We start from the raw sequence: 26,019 nt of genomic DNA, 5'->3' as shown, positions 1-26,019 counted from the left end.
ACAAATTAGTTGTGTTCAAGTTGCTTCCATTGCTCCAGTAAATCCAGTGTACGCTGGCGATACTTCTGACCATCTTCGGGTTGATTGACCTGATATTCATGAACGTAGGCATTAAAATACGAAGACAGTATTCGGTACGCAAGCCTGCGTGCCTGTCCATCAGCTGATGGATCGAGTGCACGATTATATCCTTCATGAAAAGCCACCGATTCTGTTGACAATATGGCTTCAAACTCCCTGTCGGCAAACATGGAACGATCTCCGTCGATGATGGCCGCAATATTTAGCTCACCGTTTTCCACATGAACAAGTACGTTAGCTTCCCACAGGTCATTATGAACGAGTACCGGACGGGTCACCTGATCAAATAAGTCTTTATTTTTGATGAAGATAGCTGTGATTTCTTCCCCCACACCTGGCATATATTCGACTAATGCTGCTTTAAGTGCCGTTTCTTCTGCAAAAGAGTGCAACACCTCGGACCATTGATCCGAGCCTTTAATTGAACCATCCCCCTGCGGCCAGCCAAACGATGCACCTTCGATCTGATGCATGATGGCCGTATAGACGCCAAGCTGATGGTACAATCGCTCTTTGTCTGTCTCCGAAATCGATGAATGATCCAGCTGCTTACTAGGGAAAAAAGCCATAAACATGTAGGTTCTCGGAATAATTGATCCACTGTCATCACAGGTTATAATGTTTGGAGCAGGAATGCTTGCGTTACGGTAATATTCATACACAACCGGTTCAGCCGCCATCATGGTGCGTTCAAAAGAAAACAGGGGATCACTCGCAGAACCGGCCGCCATCTCTGCCCGCTCTGGAGCCAAACGTAAAATTACATCCGTATATGATGCGTTTTCAAGTTGAATCCGATAGGTTGTATTAAAAAGTCCACCTTGCAGAAGTGCAAACTCTTTTACTTTGGTAGCGTTTCCAAAATTATTCTCCACCAAGTGGTGCAGCACCTCTGCTGATATCGTGCAGTGCAAACCGGAATTTGTTGTGCTCATTTCATTCAATCTCCTATCATCGTAGACAAACAGACGGCACCTTGCGGCACCGTCCTTTCTTCTACTATATCATTTTACAGTTGGATTGTAAGCGAGGTTGCGCCTGTTGCTGCCGTAACGACAACACCATTTGCACCAGACACTTGGGAACCACCTTCAACACTGGAGACACTCTCAATGCCGCGAAGCACGATGTTCCATGGTTTGCCTGCGCCTTCAGCACGAACTTCCAGCACCGATCCATTACGTGTAACGTTTACAGTCAGCTCCTGTTCAGCAGCTTGGTTCACAACGACAGCTTGAGCCGTTTGACCGTCAGCCAGTTCGAACAAGTGCAAGGACACATCATTGGCAAAGTCATAATCCGGTTTGCTATCTACAGCACCAACAGCGATCAGGCTGTTTGGCTTAACCATCATTGGCAGTGTTTTGAAGTCATGGTTTTCACTGATCCAGCGTCCACCTTGTACTTTCGCTCCTGTCAGATAGTTCGTCCAAGTTCCTTCAGGCAGGTAGTAACGTACATCGCCTTCCTTGTTGAAGATTGGAGCCACCAGGATCGAATCACCAAACATGTATTGGGTATCCAGGCTATATGTTGTTGGATCTTCTGGGAAGTCCAGCAGCATAGCGCGCATCATCGGAATACCTTTTACCGTCGACTCCACCGCAGAATTGTAAAGGTATGGCATCAGGCTGATTTTAAGTTTGGTAAAGTCACGGACAACGTCCACAGACTCCTCGTCAAACAGCCAAGGCACACGATACGACGTACTTCCGTGCAGGCGGCTGTGAGAAGATAACAGTCCGAATTGTACCCAGCGTTTGTAGACGTCAGGGCTCGCTGTACTTTCAAATCCGCTGATATCATGGCTCCAGAATCCGAAACCGGAAAGTCCAAGCGAGAGGCCGCCACGAAGCGATTCAGCCATGGATTCATACGTTGAAGAGCAGTCGCCGCCCCAGTGAACCGGGAACTGTTGACCACCTGCTGTTGCAGAACGTGCAAACAGGGCAGCTTCGTTTTTGCCAATTTTCTCTTCGAGCAATTCAAATACAGCTTTGTTATAGAGCTGTGTATAATAGTTGTGCATTTTAACCGGATCAGAGCCATCGAAGTACACGACATCTGTCGGAATTCTTTCGCCGAAGTCTGTCTTGAAGGAATCTACACCTTGATCAAGCAGGACTTCCAGCTTACTCTTATACCAATTCACAGCATCCGGATTCGTGAAGTCAACCAGAGCCATACCTGCTTGCCACATATCCCATTGCCATACGCTGCCATCCGCTGTTTTCACCAGATAACCGTTCTCCATACCTTCATCGAACAAGTAAGATTTTTCTGCAATATATGGATTGATCCAAGCACAGATTTTAAGACCCTTTTCTTTCAGACGTGCAAGCATGCCTTCCGGATCAGGGAACATTGCTTCATCCCATACGAAATCAGACCATTGGTATTCCTTCATCCAGAAGCAGTCAAAATGGAATACAGACAGCGGAAGATCACGTTCAGCCATGCCATCTACGAAATGGTTAACCGTTGCTTCATCATAATCCGTTGTGAATGATGTTGTCAGCCAGAGACCAAATGTCCATGCTGGTGGAAGCGCTGGTTTACCTGTCAATTTCGTATAATTATTAAGTACATCCTTAGGATTGTCACCGCCGATAATGAAGTATTCCAACGTCTCGCCTTCAACGCTGAATTGCACTTTAGATACATTCTCGGATGCAATCTCATACGATACGCGCTCAGGATGGTTTACAAATACGCCATATCCTTTATTGGATAAGTAGAACGGAATATTCTTATAGGACTGCTCACTGCTTGTACCGCCGTCCTCATTCCAGGTATCTACGATTTGGCCATTCTTAACAAACGGCGTGAAGCGCTCACCAAGTCCGTAAACATATTCACCAATGCCAAGATCCAGCTGTTCACGGAAGTACGCTTCCTTGCTCGGTCCTGTAATATAACCAGCTGCTCTTTGACCGCTACCTGTAATGCGTTTTCCTTCATACAGGAAGCTGACGTCCCAACCGTTTGTTTTGTCGATTTGAACTTCCAGGTTGCCACTTTTCAAAACAGCACCTTGTTCATTTTTCGAGATGTCAACGTTTGCATCTTGCGTGTTAAGCTCAAATACAGGCCCTTTTTTCACTCCGCCTTTATGATGATTCAAAGTTACACGAATAACGTTAGGCATAGGTGAGCTGTATGTTGCTTTCAGCAATGTACCGTTCAACGTGTCGCCTTTACTGCGAATATATTTAGTTGCCGCATATACGGTCAAAGAATTATCTTTTTGCACAATATCACGAATGTCAGTCGGGTTTTGAATTTGGTACCCTTCACGAGTCATCCAGAATCCATCAGTAAATTTCATGTTTTCTTTCCCCCTTCGGTTATACTATAATAATATTGATATTAATAATGAATTTCTTCTCTTATTTTGACCAAATATATCACGATTTTGATATTAACCATCCGATTCTTGAACATCAACACCAAACTTTGGAAACGATTACATTAATAATGCAGTAAAAGGAGGCGTTGATATGGAACGTGAACGATTACGGGAAGACCGAATTCACGGCAATGCCATGTATCCAGTCAGTGTGTACCCTGATATCCAGCAACTTAATGGAGATAGCATTCTCGATTGCCATTGGCATGATGAGATGGAGTTCACTATGGTTACCGAAGGATGTGCCGTCTTTCAGATTGATATGAACACCGTTGAGGTTCAAGCTGGAGAAGCCATTTTCATCAATCGAGGTGAGATTCATGCGGGTTATCTGAAGGGCGAAGTTCCCTGCGTATTCTCTTCCATTGTGTTTAATCCGGAGCTGCTCGGCAGCCGCACCTTCGATGCGGTACAGGAGAAATTCATCGGCCCACTGATTCGCAAAACCGTGATTCCCCCTTTTCATATCAAGGCAGATGAGGATTGGGGACAAGAAATTCTCGATCACCTGAAACGCATATTTGCGGACCATGCTGCTGGAACAGAAACGTGTGAAATGTCAACGAAAGCATACCTGTATCTTGTATTTGCTCGAATGTTCGAACATATGAGACCTGCTCCGCTCAAAGGTACTGTGGCTACAGGGAGTCATGACAAGGTAGAGCGGCTAAAATCCGTGCTCGGCTATATCCACAAGCGTTATCCCGAACCATTGAAGCTGAAAGAACTGGCCGATGAGGCCAATATGAGCGAAGGACACTTCTGCCGTTTCTTCAAACAGATGGTGCAGAAAACCCCTGTAGATTATATTAACTATTACCGCGTTCAACAGGCCTGCGTTCAGCTTGAGAATACGGATCACAAAATTGTCGATATCGCGATGGATGTGGGTTTTGAGCATCTAAGCTACTTCATCACTACATTTAAAAAACATAAAGCCACAACACCTTCACAGTATCGCAAAATGTTCTATGAGAACGTAGCCATGGAATCTGCCCTGGTTCAGGTATAAAAGAAGAAGGTGCTCACAGCTGATCAGCTGCAAGCACCTTCTATATCCTCTTCATCAACTTTCCTGCGAACGAGTGAGCTAACGCACTGATCTGGGCCACATTGGCTCAGTTAGAACTCATTTCATTCGCTGCTATCAACCTTACGCTTTGAAACTTAACAGTTTCTCAGTATCTCACTTTTTCAACGTCTTCCATGAAGTGTACTCATGTACGGAGAACCCGTTAAAGGATGCATGGGCTGAAGCCATTTTTTCGACCAATTTCAATTGTGCTTCCATATAAGCAGATCCCTCTTCATAAAAAGTAATGAAGTCACCTTCCTTACTTTGCTTCGTTTCCACAGCTATGGAGATCGTCTTGCCCAGCAGAGCCGCTTCCGCAAGCTCATCCTTCGCTACACTATAGATTGCAGCAGCTGTATCGCGGTAAGCCATGATGGTGATGGAGTCAAATTTGCGGATCATCCAGCTGCTAACAGCCATCGTTGAACCCGGAATTTTGTAGTTATCCAGCCAGAAAGGCAGATCAGCGGCTACCGGCATCTTCATCCGTGATGCTCGCCCTACAATGTATTCCACATTGCCTTGCCACTGCGTAATTACACTAGCCTGATTGATTTTCCATTGCGGATGCACATGTGGCTCAATATCCAGATGAATACCTGCAAATTTCTCATTAGGCAGAGCCTCTGCCTGATACGCTTCGATCCAGTCCAGGAAAGAAGCAATCTGTTCCCGACTTTCCGTCAGCCCCCAGGCTGATCTTCCATCCATAACGTCAACCGCAATATTCTTGGCTCTCGCCTGACGGATAAAGCTTTTATAATCCGGAATTTTCACATCCCGGTTCATTTGCAGATAGATCGTATTAATCTTGTTCGTTGTCGCAAAATTCAATACCTCTTGAGGATTACTTCGAATCTGGGTCGTGTCCCACACCCACGTCGCTCTCACCGGCACATCAAGGTTTCCATGAATTGTTTCATAACTATCCACAGAACCAATGGCAACGGCTTTCGAAGTATAGGCTGTACTCGCACACAGGATCAAACAACTGAGTAATAAGATAAAACGGTAACCCCTTTTGCTTTTCATATTTGTACACTCCCTCTGAAGTTAACAGCTCTGACGTGCAAATCCGGATGAAATTGTGTCGTTTCATATTCATTTTATGGAGACTTATTTCAGTACGACGAATTTGGATTGCTTCTATATGCAATATCATCTCTAAGACTTACGACGAAAGAATCATATAATTATATTTCGGGAATTCGTAGTTCTGTATGTATAGTTCTAAAGTCACAATTATCAGCTATTTTCTAAATTCACCCTACTTTCTTCATGACTTCAGTCATTATTGCCATATGTGAGCCAAGCTCCAGAAGACCTAGAAAGCGTTTTCTCCTGGAACGCACAAAAAAACCGCCCTGAGGCGGCTTTGCATGTATCTTAACTTAATGACGCTTTTGCTCTAATCAACATTTCCGTTCATTCATTACCCGATGGAGTTACCTGTGTACCGTCCACCACTTCATCGAAAAGGGACACCAGTTCAATGCCTTCTGCCGAGATCCGCACAAGTCCCTTGTCAGACAAACGCAGCTCCGGAATCACAACCAGTGCCAACAAGGAAAGTGTCATGAATGCATTATTCAACGTACAGCCTGCGGATTGTAAAGCTTCACTGACTGCTGCTGATTGGGCTGCAACCACTTCGAAAGACTCGGTTGACATCAAACCTGCAATCCGCAGCGGGAATTCAGTTACACCGGTAGCCGTTACCACGGCTACCCCACCTTGCATGCGAATGACACGGTTACCAGCCTCGGCCATCAAAGCATCATCATTACCGATAATCAAAAGGTTGTGGCTGTCATGAGCAACCGTCATCGCAATCGCCGCTGGCGATGTGAATCCGATGCCTCCAACAAGCGCAACCGCTCGATTCCCGGTTTGCTTGTGACGCTCCAATACCGCGATTTTGCAAACTTCCCCTGAAGTTGAAACCACAACCTTGCCGTTTTGCACCGTGACAGGCAGGTGTTTCTCCTTCGTATCCACATGGTTCTCTGTAACATGAATGATTTTGGCACCAATCGTACCCTCTGTAATCGGTGCAGCCAGCTCCAGATCCTCTGCCTGAATATTAGCTTCCAACTTCACCGTATTCAGTGCTTCTTCAGGATATGTGAAGCTATCCCAGGCCGCTGTCATTTTCCCATTCTCGGCCACAACTTGCCCGGCAGCAATCGTCATCCCCACACGTACATCCGCCAGACGGCCGTCCAGCAGAATAATATCAGCTATATTGCCGGGAATAACCGCACCGATGTCGCGCGCAACACCAAAGCGCTCAGCCGTGTTAATGGTTGCCATCTGGAAAGCCGTGACTGGCTTCACACCTTGGGAGATTGCCAGACGAACAACAAAGTCCATATGCCCTTCTTTGAGCAACGATTCAGAGCTTCGGTCATCAGTCACCAGCATCATACGGCGTGTGTCCAGTCCAAGCTCGGTACAGGCTTTGATCGTCTCTGCTACATCATGCCATGCCGAACCTTGGCGCATCTTCGCGTACATCCCGAGTCGCAGACGTTCGACCACATCTTCCTTAGTCACACATTCATGATCCCCTGTTACGCCACTCGCTGCGTAAGCTGGCAGACGCCAGTCATCTGCTGCCCAGGTAAAGTGACCGTCTGCCACTTTGCCTGCCCGCAGAGTCGCCTGTATCTCACCGATCATCGTCTCGTCCCCGTAGACGACCCCTGGGAAGTTCATCACTTCCCCAAGGCCAATCATGTCCGGCCCCCAGGAAAGAGCCTCAGCCACCTCTTCTGGCCCTATATAGGCACCCGTTGTCTCCAGTCCCGGATGGGTGGAAGGCACACAGGAAGCCACCTGCATATACGCAGCCATCGGTGTGGTTCGTGCTTCATCCAGCATCAGTCTCAGTCCTTTGAGACCAAGCACGTTGGAGATCTCATGTGGGTCGAAGAAACCTCCGGTCGTGCCTGAAGGCAATACCGCTCTCGCAAACTCGGTTACTTTCATCTGTGTACTTTCGATATGGCAGTGTCCGTCCAGCAAACCAGGAGCGATATACTTGCCGTTTGCTTCTATAATCCGGGTATGTTCTCCAATGGTGTGACTTACATCTTTGCCGACATAAGCGATTCGAGCTCCCTGTACAGCTATGGACATCTCAGGCAAGATCTCACCCGATATTACGTTCACCAGCGTACCTCCCCGAATGACCAAAGTCGCTGGCAAATCTCCCCGGGCTGTAGCGACCAGATCCGGTACACAATCGGCCATAAGCGGCCGTTCAAAAGATGATTTATTCATATGGTTGCCTCCTTTAATAAACGATCCCAAAAAAAATATATTGTTACGATTATATGAGTCTGGACCTCATGTGTAAAGAAAAATCACATCCATTGTGTCTCAATACAAATTATGAAGTCATATTTATCCACGGAACCCAATCCTTACGAATTCACGTCAAGTTTTTTTTGTTCAATCCGATCAACTATACCTGGCTGGAACCTCATCTCGTATACTTCCTCACGAGCTAGCTTCTTCCTGATCTATGTATCATATACAGAAAGACTCCCGTTCCTGTGAACGGAAGCCTTCTTCATGCATATGAACGTGTTATGTCAGTCCACTTGCGCAGCAGACACTTTGCCAAGGTCATACCATTCTTCAGACTGGGCGGTAATGAACGGACTCGGTGTGCCCACACAATAGACGTGAAGCAGATGCATCGCTCGCGTACAAGCCGTGTAGAACAACTTGCGTTCATGCTCCTGGGCATACTGCTCTGCAGAGCCGTCATAGATCAGGACAGCATCAAACTCCACACCTTTAGCTAAATATGCCGGGATGACATGAACACCCTGCTCAAAAGCCAGCGTCGTTTTCTTGATTAACTTCGGTGCTGTGGGCAGTGTCTTGCTCAATGCAGCATGTACATCTCTGCTCTCTTCGGCGGTCTTGCAGATAACTGCAACTGATTCGTACCCTTCCTCAATCAAATGCTTCAGGTCTGTCGTGATGACATTCATATGACGCTCCGAATCAGAAGAAACGATCACTTTAGGCTTCTCGCCGCTACGGTTAAATGGAATAATCTCTTCCCCTCCAGGCACCATACCACGGGTGAACTCCACAATCTCCCGGGTAGAACGATAACTTCTGGTTAACTCAATCACTTCCGTATTGTCAGGTCCATACAGATTAGTCAAGGGTCCTGTTCCACTAAGCACAGAAGAATGGGCATAGATTGCCTGATTGAAGTCACCAAGTGCTGTTATTTTCGCCCGTGGGAACAATCTCTTCATAAAGGCCAGCTGAAATGCAGAATAATCCTGTGCCTCATCAATAATAACATGACGAATGTTGGAGTTAATGTGGAATCCAAGCATAAGCTCACGCAGGTACAAGTACGGCGTAATATCTTCATAGGCCAACTCCTGAAGCTTCAATCTGCGTAAAGTCATCTTACAGATTTCATCCCATTGAGCAGGCAGCGCTTCGTCACCAAGCAGTCGTACCATCTGAGCCTCATCGTTGAACAGATGTGCATATAATTGTCTTATATCAACGAATCGTAAGGACTTGATCCATTTTCGCAATGGTTTGAGTCGGTCACTGACCACCATACGTGCCAGAATTTCTCTTTCCTGCTCGAAGTCATTAAACGTATGGGTCTTTCCTTTTTGCTTGCGCTTCAACCGTTGATAGGCACGTTGCAGATCCTCTGGCTCCATCAGATCCAGCTGCTGATCGACCCAGGGCGCATCCAGTTCACCTTTACCAAAGGCAGACAGTTCTTTCAGCATCCAGTCCCGCAACATCTCTAGTCGGCTCACCAGCTTAACGGACGACTCAAAACTGTAGAACTTCTCAGCCATAGCTTCCGACGTGACAATCGCACGGCCCTGGAAGCGAACCGGTTTGAATTTCATGCCACCTGACAACATGCTTTCCTTATAACGTGTAATCACCTTGAGGAAAGATTCGGACGACTTGAATCGAATGCTGGACATGCGAACATCGTAATCGGGATCTTGCGTGCCCGTAAGTACATATTCGAGCTGAATAAACGGATCTTCCAGTTGATATTCCCGACCCAAACGGCGTTCCAGATACTCCTGGAAGGTCGTTTGCAACATGTTTTCCTCCCCAAGCTCAGGCAGTACCGTAGAAACATAACTATTGAACATTGGGTTCGGCGAAAATAGAACCATCTGATCCGCTTGCAGATGCTCGCGGTATTTATAGAGAAGATAGGCCACACGCTGGAGCGCTGCGGATGTTTTGCCACTGCCGGCTGCGCCCTGCACAATGAGCATGCGTGTCCGGTCATTGCGGATAATCCGGTTCTGCTCCTTCTGAATGGTCGCTACAATACTCTTCATCTGTGCATCCGAAGTTCGACTGAGCACGGCCTGCAACAACTCATCGCCAATCGTAACCCCCGTATCAAACATAAAGCGGATCCGTCCGTCCCGAATGACAAACTGCCGCTTCATCTCGATATCACCGCTAATCTCCCCACTGGGCGTATGATACGTGATCGGGCCCGGCGCCCCGTCATAATACAGGTTGGAGATCGGTGCACGCCAATCGTAAACCAGAAAGGATTCTTCCTTCTCATCCAGCAACGATGCAATACCCAGATAAATGCGTTCTGCATTTGGATATCCATCTTCTTTGAAATCAATCCGGCCAAAATACGGTGAATGATGCAGTCGTTTCATTTTGTCCAACGCAGCCGCTGTATTCAGATGGCTTCGCTCCCGATCGGACAATACCTGTGACTGCTGTCGCATGCTGGTTGAAGTTTCACCAACATCGTCTGCTTCGCTAAAGTTCATTGTGACTTCGTCCCAGAAGTCTTTTCTCATGCCAACCACTTCGTCCCGGAAGGAACCTACTTCATCTTCTAACGTTGTGATCTTGCGCTCAATCTGATCGGTCACCGTGTTGACCCGTTGTTGTTCCTCACTCCACTGCTGCTCTGTACTCATATGTTAATAGCCCCTCTTTCCCCGGATTGTGTCCTCAAAATCCCATTTGACAAGCCCGAAAAGGCAATGGTATAATTATTAGAAAGTAAACATTTTAATTTTATGTTAATTAGTTCTAATTTTCTGAAAACCATTTTTTATTCTACCAGTGACAACGTCCCGATGCAAGCGGAGGCGTTTTTTGTTGTTTTCTTATTCTTCATTATTACCCAATCACCGGGTCCTCAACTGACTTAGCAACTCCATTTCTACTTTCGTAATTCTTCAATCGTCTCTTTCCAGCGGGTAATCGCTCCAAGTTCATCTTTTAATTGAAAAGTAATGCCTGAAGTGATCTCCGCATATGGCGCGTGATCCACACGTACATGAAGCACTTTGGCTTCAAAACGATCTCTTGGATGAATAGCCCCCTTCATCTCAGGCAGCAGTTCTACTTCTATACGGATATGCAGCAATCGATGTCCTTGAACCGCAATCAAGGTAGCCTTGCCTGTTTTGCTCATGTTCATACTGGTTTGTGTACCTTGCCACAGAGCCAGTCTAAGTCGATGCGGACTTATCGCAATGACTTCGCCCATACTAATCATTGCCTGATGCGGCCACTGATCCTCAGATATGGTCAGCAGTTGCATGGCTTCATGCTGTTTATGCTCCAGATTTGTGCCACTCAACCATTCTATTAGTTCAGCGTCCAATTCCTCTATAATCATGTGTCTATCCCTCTATTCTTTATAATTCATTCATGCCATTCTGCCGTATGTACGACAAAACAACCCGGACACGTTTGTCCGGGCTATGTTGTAGTTCCATTGTATATGATCGCGAAGCCGATGTGCAATTTGTTATTAGAGGTTGTTCAAAAAGTCTAATTTTGATTACGATTCATGCCTAACGGCATCATCAGCATCGAATATGAAATTCAGCCGAATAAGCAGACGCTTACGAAGTATGTTTCCTTCGGAAACATTGTAGTTGCTCACGTAGTTTTCCTACGCTCCGCTACTCCATTTCTATCTTCATTCCATCTTCTTGGTACTGAAAACCAGACTTTTTGAACTTGAATTTAAGGCCACTTAAGCCAATTCAAAATTTTGTCCTGTGATTCTTTATCTTCACTGGAGCTGTGCACATGTTCAGCAAGTCGATTCAGACGTTCCAACTGATACCCGTAATCATAGATTGCAGCGGCCACGATGGATAATCGTAACATCCCGTCCTTGTCGATATCAAACTCGGTAATCGCCTGCTCCATGAAACGATCATTGTCCAATACAAACTGTGCGGCCTCTTCGCCGTTCGGTTTCAGCTTATCCTCGAACTTGAGCAGTGCATGCTCATGGAATTTAATAACCAGTTCCAGATGGGAGTCAAAAAACAAATCCATGGCTGGTGTCCGCGGTGCCTGGAAATAGTGGCGCTCCACCGAATCCAGCACCTCATATCCTTTTTGCAGACTCAGCAGCATCTGTTTGTAGACCACCATCTGCCGGGTTTCACTGAATTTCGAACGCTTCATTTTCTTCTGTTCCTCTTCGAACAAGTTATACTTGTCGGACAGAGACTTAATGGAACCGCCCAGGTTGTTTTTCTCCTCCCGGAATACAACTTCCTTAATCTCATCCGAGATCGAGGTTCGCAGAAGCAACGACATGCCGCTGAAGACACTCTGGATCTGCTTCACGAACTGAACCTTCGGTTTCGGAGGAAATACCGTAATATTGATGAGAAACGCCGATACAATACCAACCAGTGTCAGCAGAAAACGATTGAGTGCAAAGTGCCAGTCACCTGAGGCTTCCATAATGGAAACAACCGTGACTAATGTCAGTCCAACCGTCTCGCCCATATTCAATTTAAGACATATCATGATAACAAGTACAATAATTAATCCAACAGCGATTGGCTCATTGGACAACACCATACCTCCCACCAGAGCCACAATAGCTCCGAGTGTGGTCGTTTGCAGCTGATCCAGGAAGTATTTCCAGGAACGATAGATGGAAGGCTGCATGGCGAATATAGCCGCGATTGCGGCAGGCACGGGAGATTGCGGGTTCAAGAACAGGCTGCTAAGGTACAAGGCAAGCGTGACCGCGATCCCCGTCTTAAGTACACGTGCACCAAACGACATGGTGGTGACCCCTCCTCTTTACCGAACCTGAAATTTTACATTTGATAATCATGTTCATTATTACCCCATATTTCTTTTTTTGCCTGAATTCATTCAGGAGAACGATTTATTGTACCATGGAAGACCTTCCGTTGCCATGTCATAAGTCGTAAACCTTGTCTTAATTCATCTCATCACTCACTAAAAATAGATTATTAATTCATTTATGTATGTTAATACACATTATTAACCCCAAATGATAAACCTAAAAAGAAGCAAATCTTCAAAATGGATTTTCGCCACTTTAAAGATTCGCCTCTGTTACCTATTCAACCTCTGTGTATCGTCATGCTTATCATGCCTGTCTAACGGTCCGTGCCCTCCCACTCTCTTTTGAACTGGTCCACAAACTGCACCATATAATGATGACGCTGCTCCGCCAGTTCCTTGCCATAGGAGGTATTCATCAGATCTTTGAGCTTAAACAGCTTTTCGTAAAAGTGATTTATCGTTGTGCTGCGCCCATTGCGATATTCCTCACGGGTCATGTGCTCCCGTGGGGGAAGGGATGGATCATACATCTCGCGCCCCCTCGCTCCTGAGAAGGCAAAGGTGCGCGCGATTCCAATCGCCCCTAGCGCGTCCAGACGATCCGCATCCTGTACTACCTGTGCTTCGAGCGAACTGACCGCAGGACGCTGGCCTCCTGCATACGAGATGGTACTAATAATACCCACAACCGCTGCGCGTGTATCCGAATCAAGCGGCTGGGTATCCAGCCAGGCATTCAGTTTCGCCATCCCGGCTTCCAAACTCTCATTCAGCTTCTCATCCGGTACATCATGTAATAATGCGGCCAGTTCGCAGACAAATGGATCTGCACCCATACGGTGAGCGAGTTCGACCGCAAGTGCAGTTACCCGTTCAATATGCGGCCAGTCATGACCATCCGTATACTTGGACGAGTCCCCTTGGACAAAAGATCGGGCAGCGCGCAGTACAGCCTCTCCTGCGGTTGTTCCATCTACATTGTCCAGCTGTTCTTGTCCTTTTACGCTCTGGTTGGATGGTTGAAGAGGGTTCTCTGACATCTTACGATTCCCCACCTTCACGAGCCTGCTCACGTGGAATACGTCGCGCTACACCCGTCTTAACAGCTGCTTCAATGACGCGGTTACGCATTGATTTGACTACTTTATCATTGAACACACTCGGAATAATGTAATAACGTGTACGCTCTTCATCCGTAATGGCCGAGGCAATCGCTTGAGCGGCTGCCAGCTTCATTTCTTCATTAATTTCGGTAGCCCGGCAATCCAGAACTGCCCTGAAGATGCCAGGGAAACATAACACGTTGTTGATTTGGTTTGGATAATCTGATCGTCCTGTCGCCATAACAGCTACAATGTCCTCCACCAAAGCAGGCATAATCTCAGGTACCGGATTGGCCATCGCAAACACGATTGGATCTTCGGCCATAGTCTGTACATCTTCACGAGTTAACAGATTGCCGCGTGATAAACCAATAAACACGTCCGCTCCACGAATGACATCACGCAGCGAACCAGTTTCCAGTTCCGGGTTGGTGCGAGCCGCATAGTCACTCCAGACTTCATTCTCATAGGTTTGTGTCCGTACAATCGCACCTTCACGATCAACACCAATAAGTCGACTTGCTCCCGCAGACAGCAAAATATTACTGCAGGCTACACCTGCTGCACCAATACCGCAGACCACGATCTTCACATCCGTGATGGACTTGCCTACCAGTTTGAGTGCATTGATCAGACCGGCATATAACACAACCGCCGTGCCATGCTGGTCATCATGAAATACCGGAATATCCAATTCCTCGTTCAGACGACGTTCAATCTCGAAACAACGCGGTGACGAAATATCCTCCAGATTAATGCCGCCAAAACCAGGTGATATCGCTTTCACAGTACGAATGATTTCCTCGGTATCCTGCGTGTCCAGACAGATTGGGAAGGCATCCACACCAGCAAACTGTTTGAACAACATGGCCTTACCTTCCATGACGGGCATCGCTGCACGGGGACCAATATTGCCCAGTCCAAGTACCGCACTGCCATCGGATACCACGGCTACCGTGTTCCGCTTGATCGTCAGCGAGAAAGCTTTCCCCGGTTCTTCCACAATGGCCGAACATACCCGAGCCACATCCGGGGTATACACACGTGACAGGTCTTCCCGATTCTGAATCGGGGTCTTCGGTGTCACTTCGATCTTGCCGCCCAAATGCAGCAGGAACGTTCGATCTGATACGTTAATGATGGATATACCTTTGAGCTGGCGTACGCCTTCTATAATTTTGCTGTTATCCTGTGCATCTGTTACCGCGACGGTTAAGTCACGCACACTGACATCCTGATTGGTCGAAATGACGTCAATGGCAATGATGTCTCCACCAGCTTCCGAGATGGCCGAAGCCACTTCGCCAAACTTGATATCTTTAGTTGTCATTTCCAGCCGAATAATAATGCTGTTGCCGTCCAGATTTCTCTGATTCATTTCAATTCCTCCCAGACTGAAAGTCTTGAGTTACAAGTTACCTGTTTGTCTTCGCTGCGCGGACACGTTTATCCTTTATCTTGTCCAGAAAAAGTGGTTCAACAGCCAAAAACATAAAATAAAAAAGACACCCCAAACACCGATAACAGGTGTTCAGGGTAATCTCTTCTTATACTTTTTTCGTTTATTCAGTAATAAATGGAATGTATATTATTTTCGGGCAGCTGGTCTGCGAAGGACACGAATGTCGTATGGTTGCAAGCTGAGACTAGCTTCCACAGCATCACCACTGAGCAGATCCGTATAGGACTGTCCATCTAGTTCAACCAGTTTCTCATCAGGTGTATAGTTCTGTACAAACACATAATCAGCCGTACCATCTGTACGCGTATGTGCCGTTGTGCCGGAAGGCAGCTCCGTTTCAAGTCCACGTTCAATGTTCAGGTCAGCGATCAGTTGCGCATAGAAATCATCATAGAATGGCGCTTTCAGACGTGTCGCCACGTAATACGCTTTTCCTGAACCCAACTGGTTAACCGTCAATGCTGGACGTCCGGCATAGAAGTCAGAACGGTACGTAGCCAATGACTGTGCGCCTTCCAGATGAATCAGATCACACAGTTCAATTGCATCATACGCTGTAGTGAGCTGAAGCTCGTTCCCTTCCTCAGGAATGATTCCGTTCAGATCCCGATCATGCAGTCCGTCAATTTCTTCAGACCAGATGCCAAGCGTCTTGCGCAGTGGGCCTGGGAATCCACCCAGGAAGCACAGATCATTTTCATCAACAATACCGGACCAGTAGGTCGCTACAAACGTACCACCTTGCTCCACAAACTTCTCAATGCGTTCGCCGACACCTTCACGTACCAGATAGAGCATTGGAGCAATCAGCAACTTGTACTTGGACAGATCTGCATCCATATCGATAACGTCTACAGCAACTCCCTTTTTCCAAAACGCTTCATAATGCTCTTCTACCGTCTGCTCATACTTTACACCGATATTGCGCGGACCCTGTGAATCATTAACAGCCCAGCGGTTTTCCCAATCGAATATGATCGCCACTTCTGCCGGAACCGCTGTTCCCACAATAGCTTCCATGCCTTCAAGAGCTGTACCTACGTCCGTCACATCCTGGAACACGCGAGTGTGCTCCGTTCCAACATGATCCACCACTGCGCCATGGAGTTTCTCACTGGACCCCCGGCTCTTTCTCCACTGGAAGTACTGTACACTATCGGAACCGTGTGCCACAGCCTGGAGAGAAGAGAGCAGATGCATACCAGGTTTTTTCAACTTGCTAACCTCTTGCCAGTTGGTTGAGCTTGGGGTACTTTCCATCAGCAAGAACGGTTGTCCGCCTTTGATGGAACGAACGATGTCATGCATCATTGCGATCCGGGAGGCCTGTTTTGCATCGTCATCTGCGTCATGCCATGTTGGATAGCTGTCCCAAGACAGGAAATCCAGAATATCGGCGAACTTCCAATAGTTCAGACCACCATAGAATTCCATCAGGTTCGTTGTAACCGGCAGATCTGGATTCTGAGCTTTCAATGGTTTCGTTTCGTGCACGATAAAATCAGCTGTCTGATCGGTAACGAAGCGACGCCAATCCAGATTCATCGCGTGTACCTGTGTCTCACCGTGTGGAGCCGGAGACTCGACCTGACTCCAGTCTGTAACTGTATGACTCCAGAATGTGGTCCACCACGAATGATTCAGTTCATCGAGTGTCTTATACTTTTTCTGAACCCAGCCTCGGAAAGCTTCCTGACAGTAATCACAATGACAGTCTCCGCCGAATTCGTTCGAGATATGCCAGCCGATTATAGCCGGATGATCCGAATAACGTTCTGCCAGTTTTGTATTGATCGCAGTGACCTTCTCACGGTATACCGGTGAAGTATAACAATGGTTGTGACGGAAACCATGGAGGTTGCGGACCCGTTTCTCAGAGACACGGAGTACTTCCGGGTACTTGGCGGACATCCAGGCAGGTCTCGCACCACTTGGTGTAGCCAGGAATGCATAGATACCATTGGCTGCAAAACGATCCAAGACCTGATCCAGCCATTCAAACGTATATAAGCCTTCTTCCGGCTCAAGGGATACCCAAGAGAAGATACCAATGGACATCACGTTACACTTGGCAAGCTTCATCAAGCGAATATCTTCTTCCAGAACTTCAGGATAGCGGAGCCATTGCTCCGGGTTATAGTCTGCGCCATGCAACATATGCGGGGCTTTGGAACTTACAGGTGGAAATTTGTATGTCATAAGGACAACTCCCTTGCTTTTGAATTACAATTTGTATTGAATACAACGATATTACACGTATGTCTCTGCATCTGATTCTTCTACAGCAGCGAGCGCTGTAAACGATTCCAACTTACGACCTTTAAAATCAAACATCGTGAGGTTACCCCAGTTATTCGGATGTCCTACGGACCATTCTTCCTTACTAGGTATCCAGGCAGGTTCCCAATAATAGAATCCATGACCCAAACCACCAGGAACTTCGCGAATGATCTGCAACAGATCCTTCAGATATTTGGTCTGACCTTCTACGCTTGCAGGGTAGCCTGGCAACAACAAGTCTTCCTGATTCAAAATCCATTCGATGCCTTCCGGCTGTTCAAGCGTCCACGGATAAGCGGTTTCAACGACATTGACAGGTTTACCATAACGCTCAGCCAGATCATGCAGATTGTCACGTAGCGCGTCGAGTGTGCCATGCCACCAAGGATAATACGAGAGTCCAATGATATCGAACTCCACACCCAGTGCTTCAAAGCGATCGTAGAACTTGCGGCTCTCGGCGTTATCTCCACCACGATCAATATGTATCATAATCTGGATATCGGCGTCAACGGATTTGACCGCAGCAATTCCATACTTCACAAGGCCTGCAAAACGCTCCCACTGTTCATCCGTATCGTGCTCTTCCCCACCGACACGTCCCTCATTCCATAACATGCCTGGTGTAATCTCGTTGCCGACCTGCACCATGTCTGGAAGAGCATCATGTTCCTTCAACGTTCTCAGGACATCAGCGGTATACGTGCATACCGCACGTTGAAGCTCCTCATAGGAGAGATGTTCCCATGCCTTTGGTTTCCACTGATTAGCTGGATCGGCCCACCGATCGGAATAATGGAAATCCAGCAAAAACTGCAAGCCCTGCTCCTTAATCCGTTTCGCTACTGCCACCGTCCGCTCCAGATTGCAGAACCCACCTACAGGATCATTCCAGATCCGCAGCCGTATGGCGTTAGCGTCATTGAGCTTCAGGATGGACAGCAAGTCTTGTTCCTTGCCGTCCACATCACTGTAGGTCCCACCATGTTGTTCAATCTCGTCCATAAAAGATACATCCATTCCCAGAACGAATGTCTTTTCCTCCAAGTTGCTCACTGTATCAGCCTCCATTTAATTTGTGATACAGGCTCAGCCTTTAACTGAGCCCAACGTCATACCTTTAACAAAGAAACGTTGCAGGAACGGATACACAATCAAGATTGGTGCACTTCCGATGAAGATCTGTGCCGCTCTTACCGTCGTTTGAGAGAGAGACTCCATCTCTTTTGGATTCATGCTCATGCTGCTCATGTCACGTCCGATAATGACCGTTTGCATAAATGTAGCAAGTGGATAATCCTTGGCATTATTCATATAGAGCAATCCATCAAACCATGAGTTCCAGTGAAACACCATGCTGAACAATGCAATGGTTGCAATCGACGGCAAGGAGATCGGCAGGAAGATACTGAACAATGTTCTGAAATGGTTGGCTCCATCCATCAGCGCCGCTTCCTCCAGCTCTTTCGGAATACCGCGGAAGAAGTTCAGCATCAGGATGACAAGGAATGTGTTAACTGCCCCTGGGAGTACCAGTACCCAGAAGGAATCCATCAGCCCGATTTTCTGGATAACCATATAGAATGGAACAAGTCCTCCATTGAAAATCATGCTGAATACGAAAATCCAGGAGTAGATTGTTCTGCCTTTGAACTCACTATTTTCTTTGGACAACGGATACGCCGCCAGGAACGTAATCAGCAAGGTAATCGCTGTACCAATCACTGTACGTAGGAGTGAAATCCAGAGCGAGTTCAAGAAAATTGGATTGTTCATCGTCTTTTTGTAAGCTTCGAGTGAGAAACCTACAGGCCAAAGGTTGACCAGATTCGCATCGGCAGCAGCCTTCGTACTAAAGGATACTGCCAGTACATGAATCATCGGTACGATACACATGATGGCGATCAAAATCAGAAAGCAGGTATTGACTATATTAAACACGCGATAAGGCAATGATTTATGATACATCGTGGTCCCTTCTTTCTCTGTTCATTCGATTAGAATATGCGGTATCCAGCGTATTTTTTGGCTAAGCTGTAAGATACAAGAATCAAGATCATACTAATGACTGATTTGAACAATCCGATCGCTGTTGCGAAGCCCATCTCACCATTTTGCATCGCAGAACGATATACGAATGTATCAATGATGTCACCCGTTTGATATACGAGCGGGTTGTACAGGTTGAAAATCTGGTCAAATCCGGCATTCAATACGTTACCAAGAGCCAGTGTACCTACAACCATCAGCATCGGCACGAGCGAAGGAATTGTTATGTGCAGTGTCTGTTTCCAGCGTCCTGCTCCGTCAATTTCTGCTGCTTCGTACAATGCTGGATTAATTCCGGCAAGGGCAGCCAGAAAGACAATCATGTTATAGCCAAATTCCTTCCACACATCTGTCAGAATGACCGTAGATCGGAACCAACTGTTGTCTCCGAGGAAGAAATATGGTCCAAGTCCGAAAGTTCCCAGAACCCGGTTTACCAACCCTCCGGTTGACAGCAAATCTATCAAAATCCCGCCCAGAATGACCCAGGACAAGAAGTGAGGTAAATAGACAAGTGTCTGAATGGTTCGCTGTACAGCCATCTTGCGAACCTCATTCAAAAGAATGGCAAAAACAAATGGGATAAATAAGTTGAAGATCAGTTTAAGTACAGCAATAATCAATGTGTTCCAGATAACTTGTAAGCTGTCTTCACGTTCAAACAAATATCTAAAGTTGTCCAGCCCGACCCATTCAGAGCCGCTAATCCCAAGCCATGGCTTGTAATTCTGAAATGCCATAATGATCCCGCCCATAGGCACATAACTGAAGATGATCAGAAAGATAATGGCTGGCAACAGCATAACGTGGAATGGCCAAGTGCGTTTCAAAGTTCTCATGATTGCTCCCCCTGTATTTCTTCCTACTCAAGTACTCCCTGAGTGGCTTATAATGCGATTATATCAACCTTTTACGGGGTCCAAACAGCACATAAAAGCAATATAAATGGCACAAATTCAACCACTTTGCTTCTGCCTGAACAAACCAAAAAAAGCGCCCAGACGACGATCGTCTGGGCGCTGCTTAAAACTATTTTTTCACACCGTCATACCATTCGTTGACCTCTTGTGTGATCTGGTCACCGCCACCGGATTTCCACGTTTGTACAAAGGTATCAAACGCATCAGCCGGATTTTTGCCATAGATAATTTCGTTAAATGCCTGATTCTCGATTTTATTCAGGTAGTCCAGCTTGGATTTCATCGTCTTCGTTGTCGGACCTGTGAACATGTTTTTGAATGAAATTTCTTCTTGGCTCAGCAACACTTTCGCTGCCGCTGGCGTTTCTTTACCATAGTTGACAGCAACATCTTTCTCCAACTTCGTTTCCGGCTCTTTGCCGTCCGCCAAATTCAAGAGTGCTTTCATTTGTGCATCTGGAATACGAGCACCGTCACGAACAAGCAAATAACGTACAACGTTCACGTATCCGCCTTCGATCTCGTCAATCGGCATTTGTTTTCCATTAGCGTCCAATTGATAGTCATAGCCTGCAAACAGACCGTTATCATAAGGGCTACCTGGTGCTGGGTCTGCATAATTGTCGAATAGGTAGTTTTGATACGTGAAGAATGCCTCAGGGTGTTCCATATCTGCCTTGATCAACGTAACACCATTAACGAACTGTGTACCGTGACGCATCGCTTTACCTTCAGGGCCAGTTGGAATCTCAATTGGTTTCCAAACGGCACTTGGTACGTTTTTCGCTGTATCCAGAAGTGGCCATCCGCTCATCCAGTAAGGACCTGGAATAATGCCGGCTGTACCTGCAACTGCTGGCTCTGCCGTTTTGTTTTCATCCCATAGAGCTGCTTCTTGCGGGATATAACCTTTTGTGAGCCATTCGCTCAATTTGGTCAAACCTTGCTTCATGCCGGGATTGATAGAGCCATACTCCAGCTTGCCATCCGCAGCCAAATTCCATTGGAACGGCAATGTTCCGTATGCTCCGAAGATCCAGGATGGGTCTCCCATCCAAGTGTTCATGGATGTTTTGAAACCAATACTGAGCGGGATGACCTTATCGGGAGACAATCCATCCGGGTTTTGGTTTTTGAATGCATCCATTACGGTTTCAAGCTCATCGATTGTTTTTGGAGCTTCCAGCTTCAGCTTATCCAGCCAATCCTGGCGAATCCAGAGCAAGTAATCATTGTTGTATGCGTAGTCCAGAACAGGGATACCCATTCTTTTGCCATCACGACTATATTGGTTCCATACGTTAGGGTCTTGCTCCATTGCTTTCTTCCAAGTGTCCGAAGCATATTTGTCGAACAGTGGACCCACTTCCTGATACATACCGGAATCAATCAGATCCTGCGCAAGCAGGTTATCACCTACGGTTACGATGTCAGGCATATCTTGACCAGAAGACATCGCCAAGCGAAGTTTGGTTGCAAATGCCCCATTCGTATCTGTTACAGACCATAATGAACTGATATTAATACCGAATTGATCCTTGGCCCACTTGGTTGCCACGTTATTTTCCATGGATTCACCATTTTTAAACTTCAGCTCAGGGTCAATTCCCCATGCAGTCGTAATGGTTACTTCCGGATCATATTTTTCTTTGTATTCGTTTTCAACTCCAGATGTACTTGGTGTGGCACTATCTCCGCCCCCACTGCCTCCTGAACATCCTGCAAGAACGACAGTTAGACACAGCGTTGTAGCGAGAAGCGTCAAGAATCTCTTTTTCGTTGATTGCGCTCTCATGTTGTTCCCCCTTAAATCGTTTTGGTTACCCTTTCATTATAGGCTGACCAGGCCTTTGAGCCTATGATACGAAATCAAGATTTCTGCACCTTTGCCAACCTATATTCTGGAATGTTGTTGAAATTATGCCTGATCCCGAAATTCATTGGGTGTCATGCCATAATGCTTTTTGAACATTTTGCTGAAATATTGCGGATTTTGATAGCCGAGCTCACTCGTAATCTCGTATATTTTTTTGTTGCTATTCTTGAGCAAATACAGCGCACGCTCCATGCGCATACGAATCATATAATCCCCAAGACCTTCCCCCGTCTCTGCCTTGTAAATCTTCGATAGATATACAGGGTGCAAATATACCTTGTCCGCAATCATCTTCACCGACAGATCCTGCCCAGTATCTCTAGTCACCAGTTCCTGAACCTGCTTGATCACATGTCTGCGGCTCTGCACACCTTCCTGATCAGACAATTCTTCCTGAAGTTTCGCCAGCATCTCGGTTGCCCATCGCCGCAGCTTCTCAGGAGACTGAATTAACTGATGAGCAAGGAGCAGATCGAATCCCGCATGATCAATCTCATGTACCAGATGTCCCTGTTTATGAGCGATGTACATAAATGCATTGGTTACGGACAGATACATCTCATACACATGTTCTCTCGACAAACGTACTTGTTCGGCTGCATCAAAGACCGTGTTCAGCTTGCGTGCTGCCGCTTCCCATTGCTTGGTCTCAAGCAATTGCGGAAGTACAGGCGGCTTGTATAGCTCTTCGAGCGCCTGGGTCGCATCATTGTCCGGTCGTTTGCTAAGTGCCTGATCCATGTCCATGTATATAATCTGGTGTTCTTCCGGTCCGGAAAGGACAAGGGAACCCAGACTTTTTCTATACGCTGCTGTCAACTCATTAAAGGGAAATGATGGTGTAACCACCATGGACAGATCTCCCTGCAAATATCGAATAACATGCTCACGGAAAGTTTCAGCAGAGATTCTCAACGTTTCCAAGTTCATCTGTGGAGCTTCAATCTGTCCCTGACTCTGTAAAAACATAACCAGACACTCATGGGGTCCGCGACCAAACCACACGTTAAATTGCTCTCCGAGTACTTCCTCCGCTATATTACCTACGGCAAAATCCATTAGATCAAGGGATTGCTGGTCCATTGACGAGAAGCGTCCCGTAAGGCGAATCAGCATCATCACTGCCGGTTGTTCCGGATCAATATGGATCTCATATTGTTGCAGTTGTTCCCGAAGTGCCCGCGCCGTTATCTCACGACCAAGCAGCAGATCATGCATGAGATTTTCCCGTAAAATCTTATAGTCAGACTTCCGGCTGTATAAGAGCCGGTGATATTTATCGAATTCATCCCACTCATCGCGAAGAGATGTGATGGCTGCTGAAACCGATCCCATAAACTCATCATCGTTAACGGGTTTGAGGATATAATCCGCTGCCTGCAATTGAATGGCTTTCTTCGCATAAGCAAAATCACTGTGACCCGTCAGCAAGATACAGCGAATATGAGACCAGCGCTTGCTTACCTCTGCAATCAGATCCAGTCCCGACATGCCAGGCATTCGAATATCCGTGACTACGATGTCTACTGCATTCTCCTCCATAATCTCTAATGCTTCTTTTCCTGAAGCTGCACGCAGCACGGTCGTTACTCCAAGTTCTCCCCAGGGGATCGTGAGTTCCAGACTTTCTGTTACATACGTTTCATCATCTACCAGCAGTATATCTATCAAGCTAGTCACTCCCTATCTCGTTCGTTCTACAGTGGATTCTATTTTTCAACATGCGCTACATGTTCCAGATGTTTACTCTTCGTTCTCCAGAAGATACTCCTGCTCGGCCGGCCAAGACAGTGTAACGCGTAATCCACCAAGTTCCGATTCCGTTATATCAATCCCTGCCTGCTCCCCATATCGAAGCTGGAGTCTTTGATTCACATTCCACAGGCCACAGCCCATCTCCTGATCCATCGTTCCCCTGAGCTTATTGGAAAGTGCCTCACGCGCCTCCTGCGTCATGCCTTGCCCATCATCTTCTACGACAAGAATCATAACACCGCCCTGTTTTTCCCCGGATACTCTTATTTCTCCAGCTTCCGCATCCGCTTCAATACCGTGAATCACCGCATTCTCCACCAGTGGCTGCACGATCAGCGGCGGTACTTCCTGTCTAAGCATCTCTTCGGACAGATCAAGCTTGTAATGAATGCGGTCCATACGCATCCGTTGGATCTCCAGATAACAGCTGACAAATTCAATCTCCTCTGTCAACGGTACCACGTCCCGTTCCTGTCTTGTTGTATACCGATAATATCGTGAGAGGTTATGCGACATCGCTACAACGGCGTCCATGCGCTTCAGCTTCGCCATACTCGTAATGAAGGAGAAGCAATTATAGAAGAAGTGCGGGTTAATCTGCGATTGCAGCTGCTTCAATCGGGCTTCACGCACATGAATCTGTTCCAGGTAAACGTGTTCAAACAACTGTTGGATCTGCTCCACCATCAAGTTGAAACGTTCAGACAGAAAACTGAATTCATTGCGGCCCTTTGGCTTAATCCTCACGGAATAATCTTCCTGCTTCAAGCGCTGGAACCCACGAATGAGTTGTTTCACTGGCACCTGCACCTGCACATATAACAAGTACGCCACACCAAAACTCATCAACAACAAACAAATCATGGAAGAATAGAACAGCATATTTGATTGATGAATGGGCTTCAAAATATCTGATAGAGGCATATAGTCCACCAAATACCAGCCTGTTGTACTGGATTTCACAGTGTTGACCATGTAAGGCTCGTTCCCGATCACCACTGTACGATTATCCACGTCCTGAAGTTTATGGATGGACAGTTCTTCCATCAACTGATTCGTTAGTGAACGATCTGAAGTCCGGTTATAGATAACTCCCGATTCTTCTCGGAAATAGAATGGATCATGTCTGCCATCGTCCTTGAATTTGTCGAGCATATCCCGAATGTTGTCACTATCAAACTCCAGTTTGATAATCGTTTCCGCATTATTAACCGGGTCTTTAATGCCGTATGGGGATACCGTAATCCAGCTAAACATGAACCGATCATCTTCCCCATCCTGAATTTTGCGTACATCCCAGCCGGAACTGATATTTTCCCTTAGCGCTTCTTTATCGTAAGAACGTGCGTCCCTTTCGGAAACCACCCTGCCCAGCGAAGGGGAATACAGATATAACTTTGTCGCCCAATTGGATGAACTCTCCTGAATACTCAGCTTATTCTGAATACGCTTAACCAAATTAATAGCATCTAGGTCAAAATATTTACTGTCCGCATAAATTCGTCGGAAGCTCGCAATATCAGGATCATGTATGAGCAGGTTCGGCCATGAGGATAACAGCTCGATGTGTGTGTTCACCTGATTCTGGAAAAATTCAAGCTGGTTGCTATTGGATCGATTCAACTCATCTCTGAGAACAGCTGTCGTTTTGTGATTGGAGTACCAGTACAGAAGCACAACTGGAATTAGCATAATTAGAATTAGAATGACCATTTTGGAAAACAGATTTGTCCGATATGACATCTTTTCATCTCACCTTGTCTTTATTTGTCGTGACATTAATTGTAATGATGTAAGCGGTAAAGACAAACTATTTTTTTGAGACAAACTGATTCCCATTATCTAGCGTAAGCGTTACCAATTCAAGGGGAAA

At 46.5% G+C, this 26,019-nt stretch carries 17 protein-coding genes; 1 reads left to right on the top strand and 16 read right to left on the bottom strand.

All coding sequences use genetic code 11. The annotated features are described in order from the left end of the window. Positions 1 to 5: 5 nt before the first annotated feature. Both MKX75_RS10360 and yicI read right to left on the bottom strand, forming a co-directional pair. Positions 6 to 1,016: an aminoglycoside phosphotransferase family protein gene (locus MKX75_RS10360; RefSeq protein ID WP_339169526.1), complete on the bottom strand. Its 1,011-nt coding sequence runs from the start codon at positions 1,014 to 1,016 to the stop codon at positions 6 to 8. Between the two features lie 74 nt (positions 1,017 to 1,090). Continuing rightward, positions 1,091 to 3,409: an alpha-xylosidase gene (gene yicI, locus MKX75_RS10355; protein ID WP_076330523.1), complete on the bottom strand. Its 2,319-nt coding sequence runs from the start codon at positions 3,407 to 3,409 to the stop codon at positions 1,091 to 1,093. Positions 3,410 to 3,581: 172 nt separating this feature from the next. On the opposite strand from yicI, the gene MKX75_RS10350 reads away from it, so the two are divergent. Then, on the top strand, positions 3,582 to 4,502 hold the full coding sequence (locus tag MKX75_RS10350; RefSeq protein WP_339169523.1) for an AraC family transcriptional regulator: 921 nt from the start codon (positions 3,582 to 3,584) through the stop codon (positions 4,500 to 4,502). A 174-nt stretch (positions 4,503 to 4,676) separates the two neighbouring features. Here MKX75_RS10350 and MKX75_RS10345 read toward each other — a convergent pair whose 3' ends face one another. From MKX75_RS10345 to MKX75_RS10280, 14 genes are all read right to left on the bottom strand, one after another. Beyond that, positions 4,677 to 5,597, bottom strand: coding sequence for a hypothetical protein (locus MKX75_RS10345; protein ID WP_339169521.1), 921 nt, complete (start codon positions 5,595 to 5,597; stop codon positions 4,677 to 4,679). Positions 5,598 to 5,990: 393 nt separating this feature from the next. Beyond that, complete coding sequence (gene ade, locus MKX75_RS10340) at positions 5,991 to 7,850, bottom strand: adenine deaminase (protein ID WP_339169519.1); 1,860 nt, start codon at positions 7,848 to 7,850, stop codon at positions 5,991 to 5,993. A gap of 314 nt (positions 7,851 to 8,164) precedes the next feature. Further along, a complete protein-coding gene (gene helD, locus MKX75_RS10335) occupies positions 8,165 to 10,540 on the bottom strand; it encodes an RNA polymerase recycling motor HelD (protein ID WP_339169517.1) in 2,376 nt (791 codons plus the stop codon). Between the two features lie 248 nt (positions 10,541 to 10,788). After that, on the bottom strand, positions 10,789 to 11,250 hold the full coding sequence (locus MKX75_RS10330; protein ID WP_339169515.1) for a pyridoxamine 5'-phosphate oxidase family protein: 462 nt from the start codon (positions 11,248 to 11,250) through the stop codon (positions 10,789 to 10,791). Between the two features lie 353 nt (positions 11,251 to 11,603). Continuing rightward, complete coding sequence (locus tag MKX75_RS10325; RefSeq protein ID WP_062833711.1) at positions 11,604 to 12,671, bottom strand: aromatic acid exporter family protein; 1,068 nt, start codon at positions 12,669 to 12,671, stop codon at positions 11,604 to 11,606. Between the two features lie 344 nt (positions 12,672 to 13,015). Then, positions 13,016 to 13,741, bottom strand: a complete 726-nt coding sequence (locus MKX75_RS10320; protein ID WP_339169513.1) for an HD domain-containing protein — start codon at positions 13,739 to 13,741, stop codon at positions 13,016 to 13,018. 1 nt (position 13,742) lies between these two features. Beyond that, a complete protein-coding gene (locus MKX75_RS10315; RefSeq protein WP_145146871.1) occupies positions 13,743 to 15,182 on the bottom strand; it encodes an NAD-dependent malic enzyme in 1,440 nt (479 codons plus the stop codon). A gap of 210 nt (positions 15,183 to 15,392) precedes the next feature. Further along, entirely contained in the window at positions 15,393 to 17,465 is a 2,073-nt protein-coding gene (locus MKX75_RS10310; protein WP_339169510.1) for a beta-galactosidase, read from the bottom strand. 51 nt (positions 17,466 to 17,516) lie between these two features. After that, a complete protein-coding gene (locus MKX75_RS10305; RefSeq protein WP_339169508.1) occupies positions 17,517 to 18,602 on the bottom strand; it encodes an arabinogalactan endo-1,4-beta-galactosidase in 1,086 nt (361 codons plus the stop codon). A 33-nt stretch (positions 18,603 to 18,635) separates the two neighbouring features. After that, a complete protein-coding gene (locus tag MKX75_RS10300) occupies positions 18,636 to 19,514 on the bottom strand; it encodes a carbohydrate ABC transporter permease (protein ID WP_062833707.1) in 879 nt (292 codons plus the stop codon). A gap of 29 nt (positions 19,515 to 19,543) precedes the next feature. After that, positions 19,544 to 20,434 carry an ABC transporter permease subunit gene (locus MKX75_RS10295; protein WP_062833706.1) on the bottom strand — a complete coding sequence of 297 codons (891 nt, stop codon included), beginning with the start codon at positions 20,432 to 20,434 and terminating at the stop codon, positions 19,544 to 19,546. A 190-nt stretch (positions 20,435 to 20,624) separates the two neighbouring features. Continuing rightward, a complete protein-coding gene (locus tag MKX75_RS10290; protein ID WP_062833705.1) occupies positions 20,625 to 22,310 on the bottom strand; it encodes an extracellular solute-binding protein in 1,686 nt (561 codons plus the stop codon). A gap of 123 nt (positions 22,311 to 22,433) precedes the next feature. Continuing rightward, positions 22,434 to 24,062, bottom strand: a complete 1,629-nt coding sequence (locus tag MKX75_RS10285; protein ID WP_062833704.1) for a response regulator — start codon at positions 24,060 to 24,062, stop codon at positions 22,434 to 22,436. Between the two features lie 72 nt (positions 24,063 to 24,134). Continuing rightward, complete coding sequence (locus MKX75_RS10280; protein WP_339169505.1) at positions 24,135 to 25,889, bottom strand: sensor histidine kinase; 1,755 nt, start codon at positions 25,887 to 25,889, stop codon at positions 24,135 to 24,137. Positions 25,890 to 26,019: the final 130 nt, after the last annotated feature.

The organism is Paenibacillus sp. FSL R5-0341, from assembly GCF_037975235.1.
Lineage (GTDB): Bacteria > Bacillota > Bacilli > Paenibacillales > Paenibacillaceae > Paenibacillus > Paenibacillus amylolyticus_A.
This window is presented reverse-complemented; position numbering and strand designations above follow the sequence as displayed.

What these genes read in the sequence shown, in the direction of transcription:
- MKX75_RS10360 (WP_339169526.1), bottom strand. Translation starts at nt 1,016, where the DNA reads ATGAGCACAACAAATTCCGGTTTGCACTGCACGATATCAGCAGAGGTG.
- yicI (WP_076330523.1), bottom strand. Translation starts at nt 3,409, where the DNA reads ATGAAATTTACTGATGGATTCTGGATGACTCGTGAAGGGTACCAAATT.
- MKX75_RS10350 (WP_339169523.1), top strand. Translation starts at nt 3,582, where the DNA reads ATGGAACGTGAACGATTACGGGAAGACCGAATTCACGGCAATGCCATG.
- MKX75_RS10345 (WP_339169521.1), bottom strand. Translation starts at nt 5,597, where the DNA reads ATGAAAAGCAAAAGGGGTTACCGTTTTATCTTATTACTCAGTTGTTTG.
- ade (WP_339169519.1), bottom strand. Translation starts at nt 7,850, where the DNA reads ATGAATAAATCATCTTTTGAACGGCCGCTTATGGCCGATTGTGTACCG.
- helD (WP_339169517.1), bottom strand. Translation starts at nt 10,540, where the DNA reads ATGAGTACAGAGCAGCAGTGGAGTGAGGAACAACAACGGGTCAACACG.
- MKX75_RS10330 (WP_339169515.1), bottom strand. Translation starts at nt 11,250, where the DNA reads ATGATTATAGAGGAATTGGACGCTGAACTAATAGAATGGTTGAGTGGC.
- MKX75_RS10325 (WP_062833711.1), bottom strand. Translation starts at nt 12,671, where the DNA reads ATGTCGTTTGGTGCACGTGTACTTAAGACGGGGATCGCGGTCACGCTT.
- MKX75_RS10320 (WP_339169513.1), bottom strand. Translation starts at nt 13,741, where the DNA reads ATGTCAGAGAACCCTCTTCAACCATCCAACCAGAGCGTAAAAGGACAA.
- MKX75_RS10315 (WP_145146871.1), bottom strand. Translation starts at nt 15,182, where the DNA reads ATGAATCAGAGAAATCTGGACGGCAACAGCATTATTATTCGGCTGGAA.
- MKX75_RS10310 (WP_339169510.1), bottom strand. Translation starts at nt 17,465, where the DNA reads ATGACATACAAATTTCCACCTGTAAGTTCCAAAGCCCCGCATATGTTG.
- MKX75_RS10300 (WP_062833707.1), bottom strand. Translation starts at nt 19,514, where the DNA reads ATGTATCATAAATCATTGCCTTATCGCGTGTTTAATATAGTCAATACC.
- MKX75_RS10295 (WP_062833706.1), bottom strand. Translation starts at nt 20,434, where the DNA reads ATGAGAACTTTGAAACGCACTTGGCCATTCCACGTTATGCTGTTGCCA.
- MKX75_RS10290 (WP_062833705.1), bottom strand. Translation starts at nt 22,310, where the DNA reads ATGAGAGCGCAATCAACGAAAAAGAGATTCTTGACGCTTCTCGCTACA.
- MKX75_RS10280 (WP_339169505.1), bottom strand. Translation starts at nt 25,889, where the DNA reads ATGTCATATCGGACAAATCTGTTTTCCAAAATGGTCATTCTAATTCTA.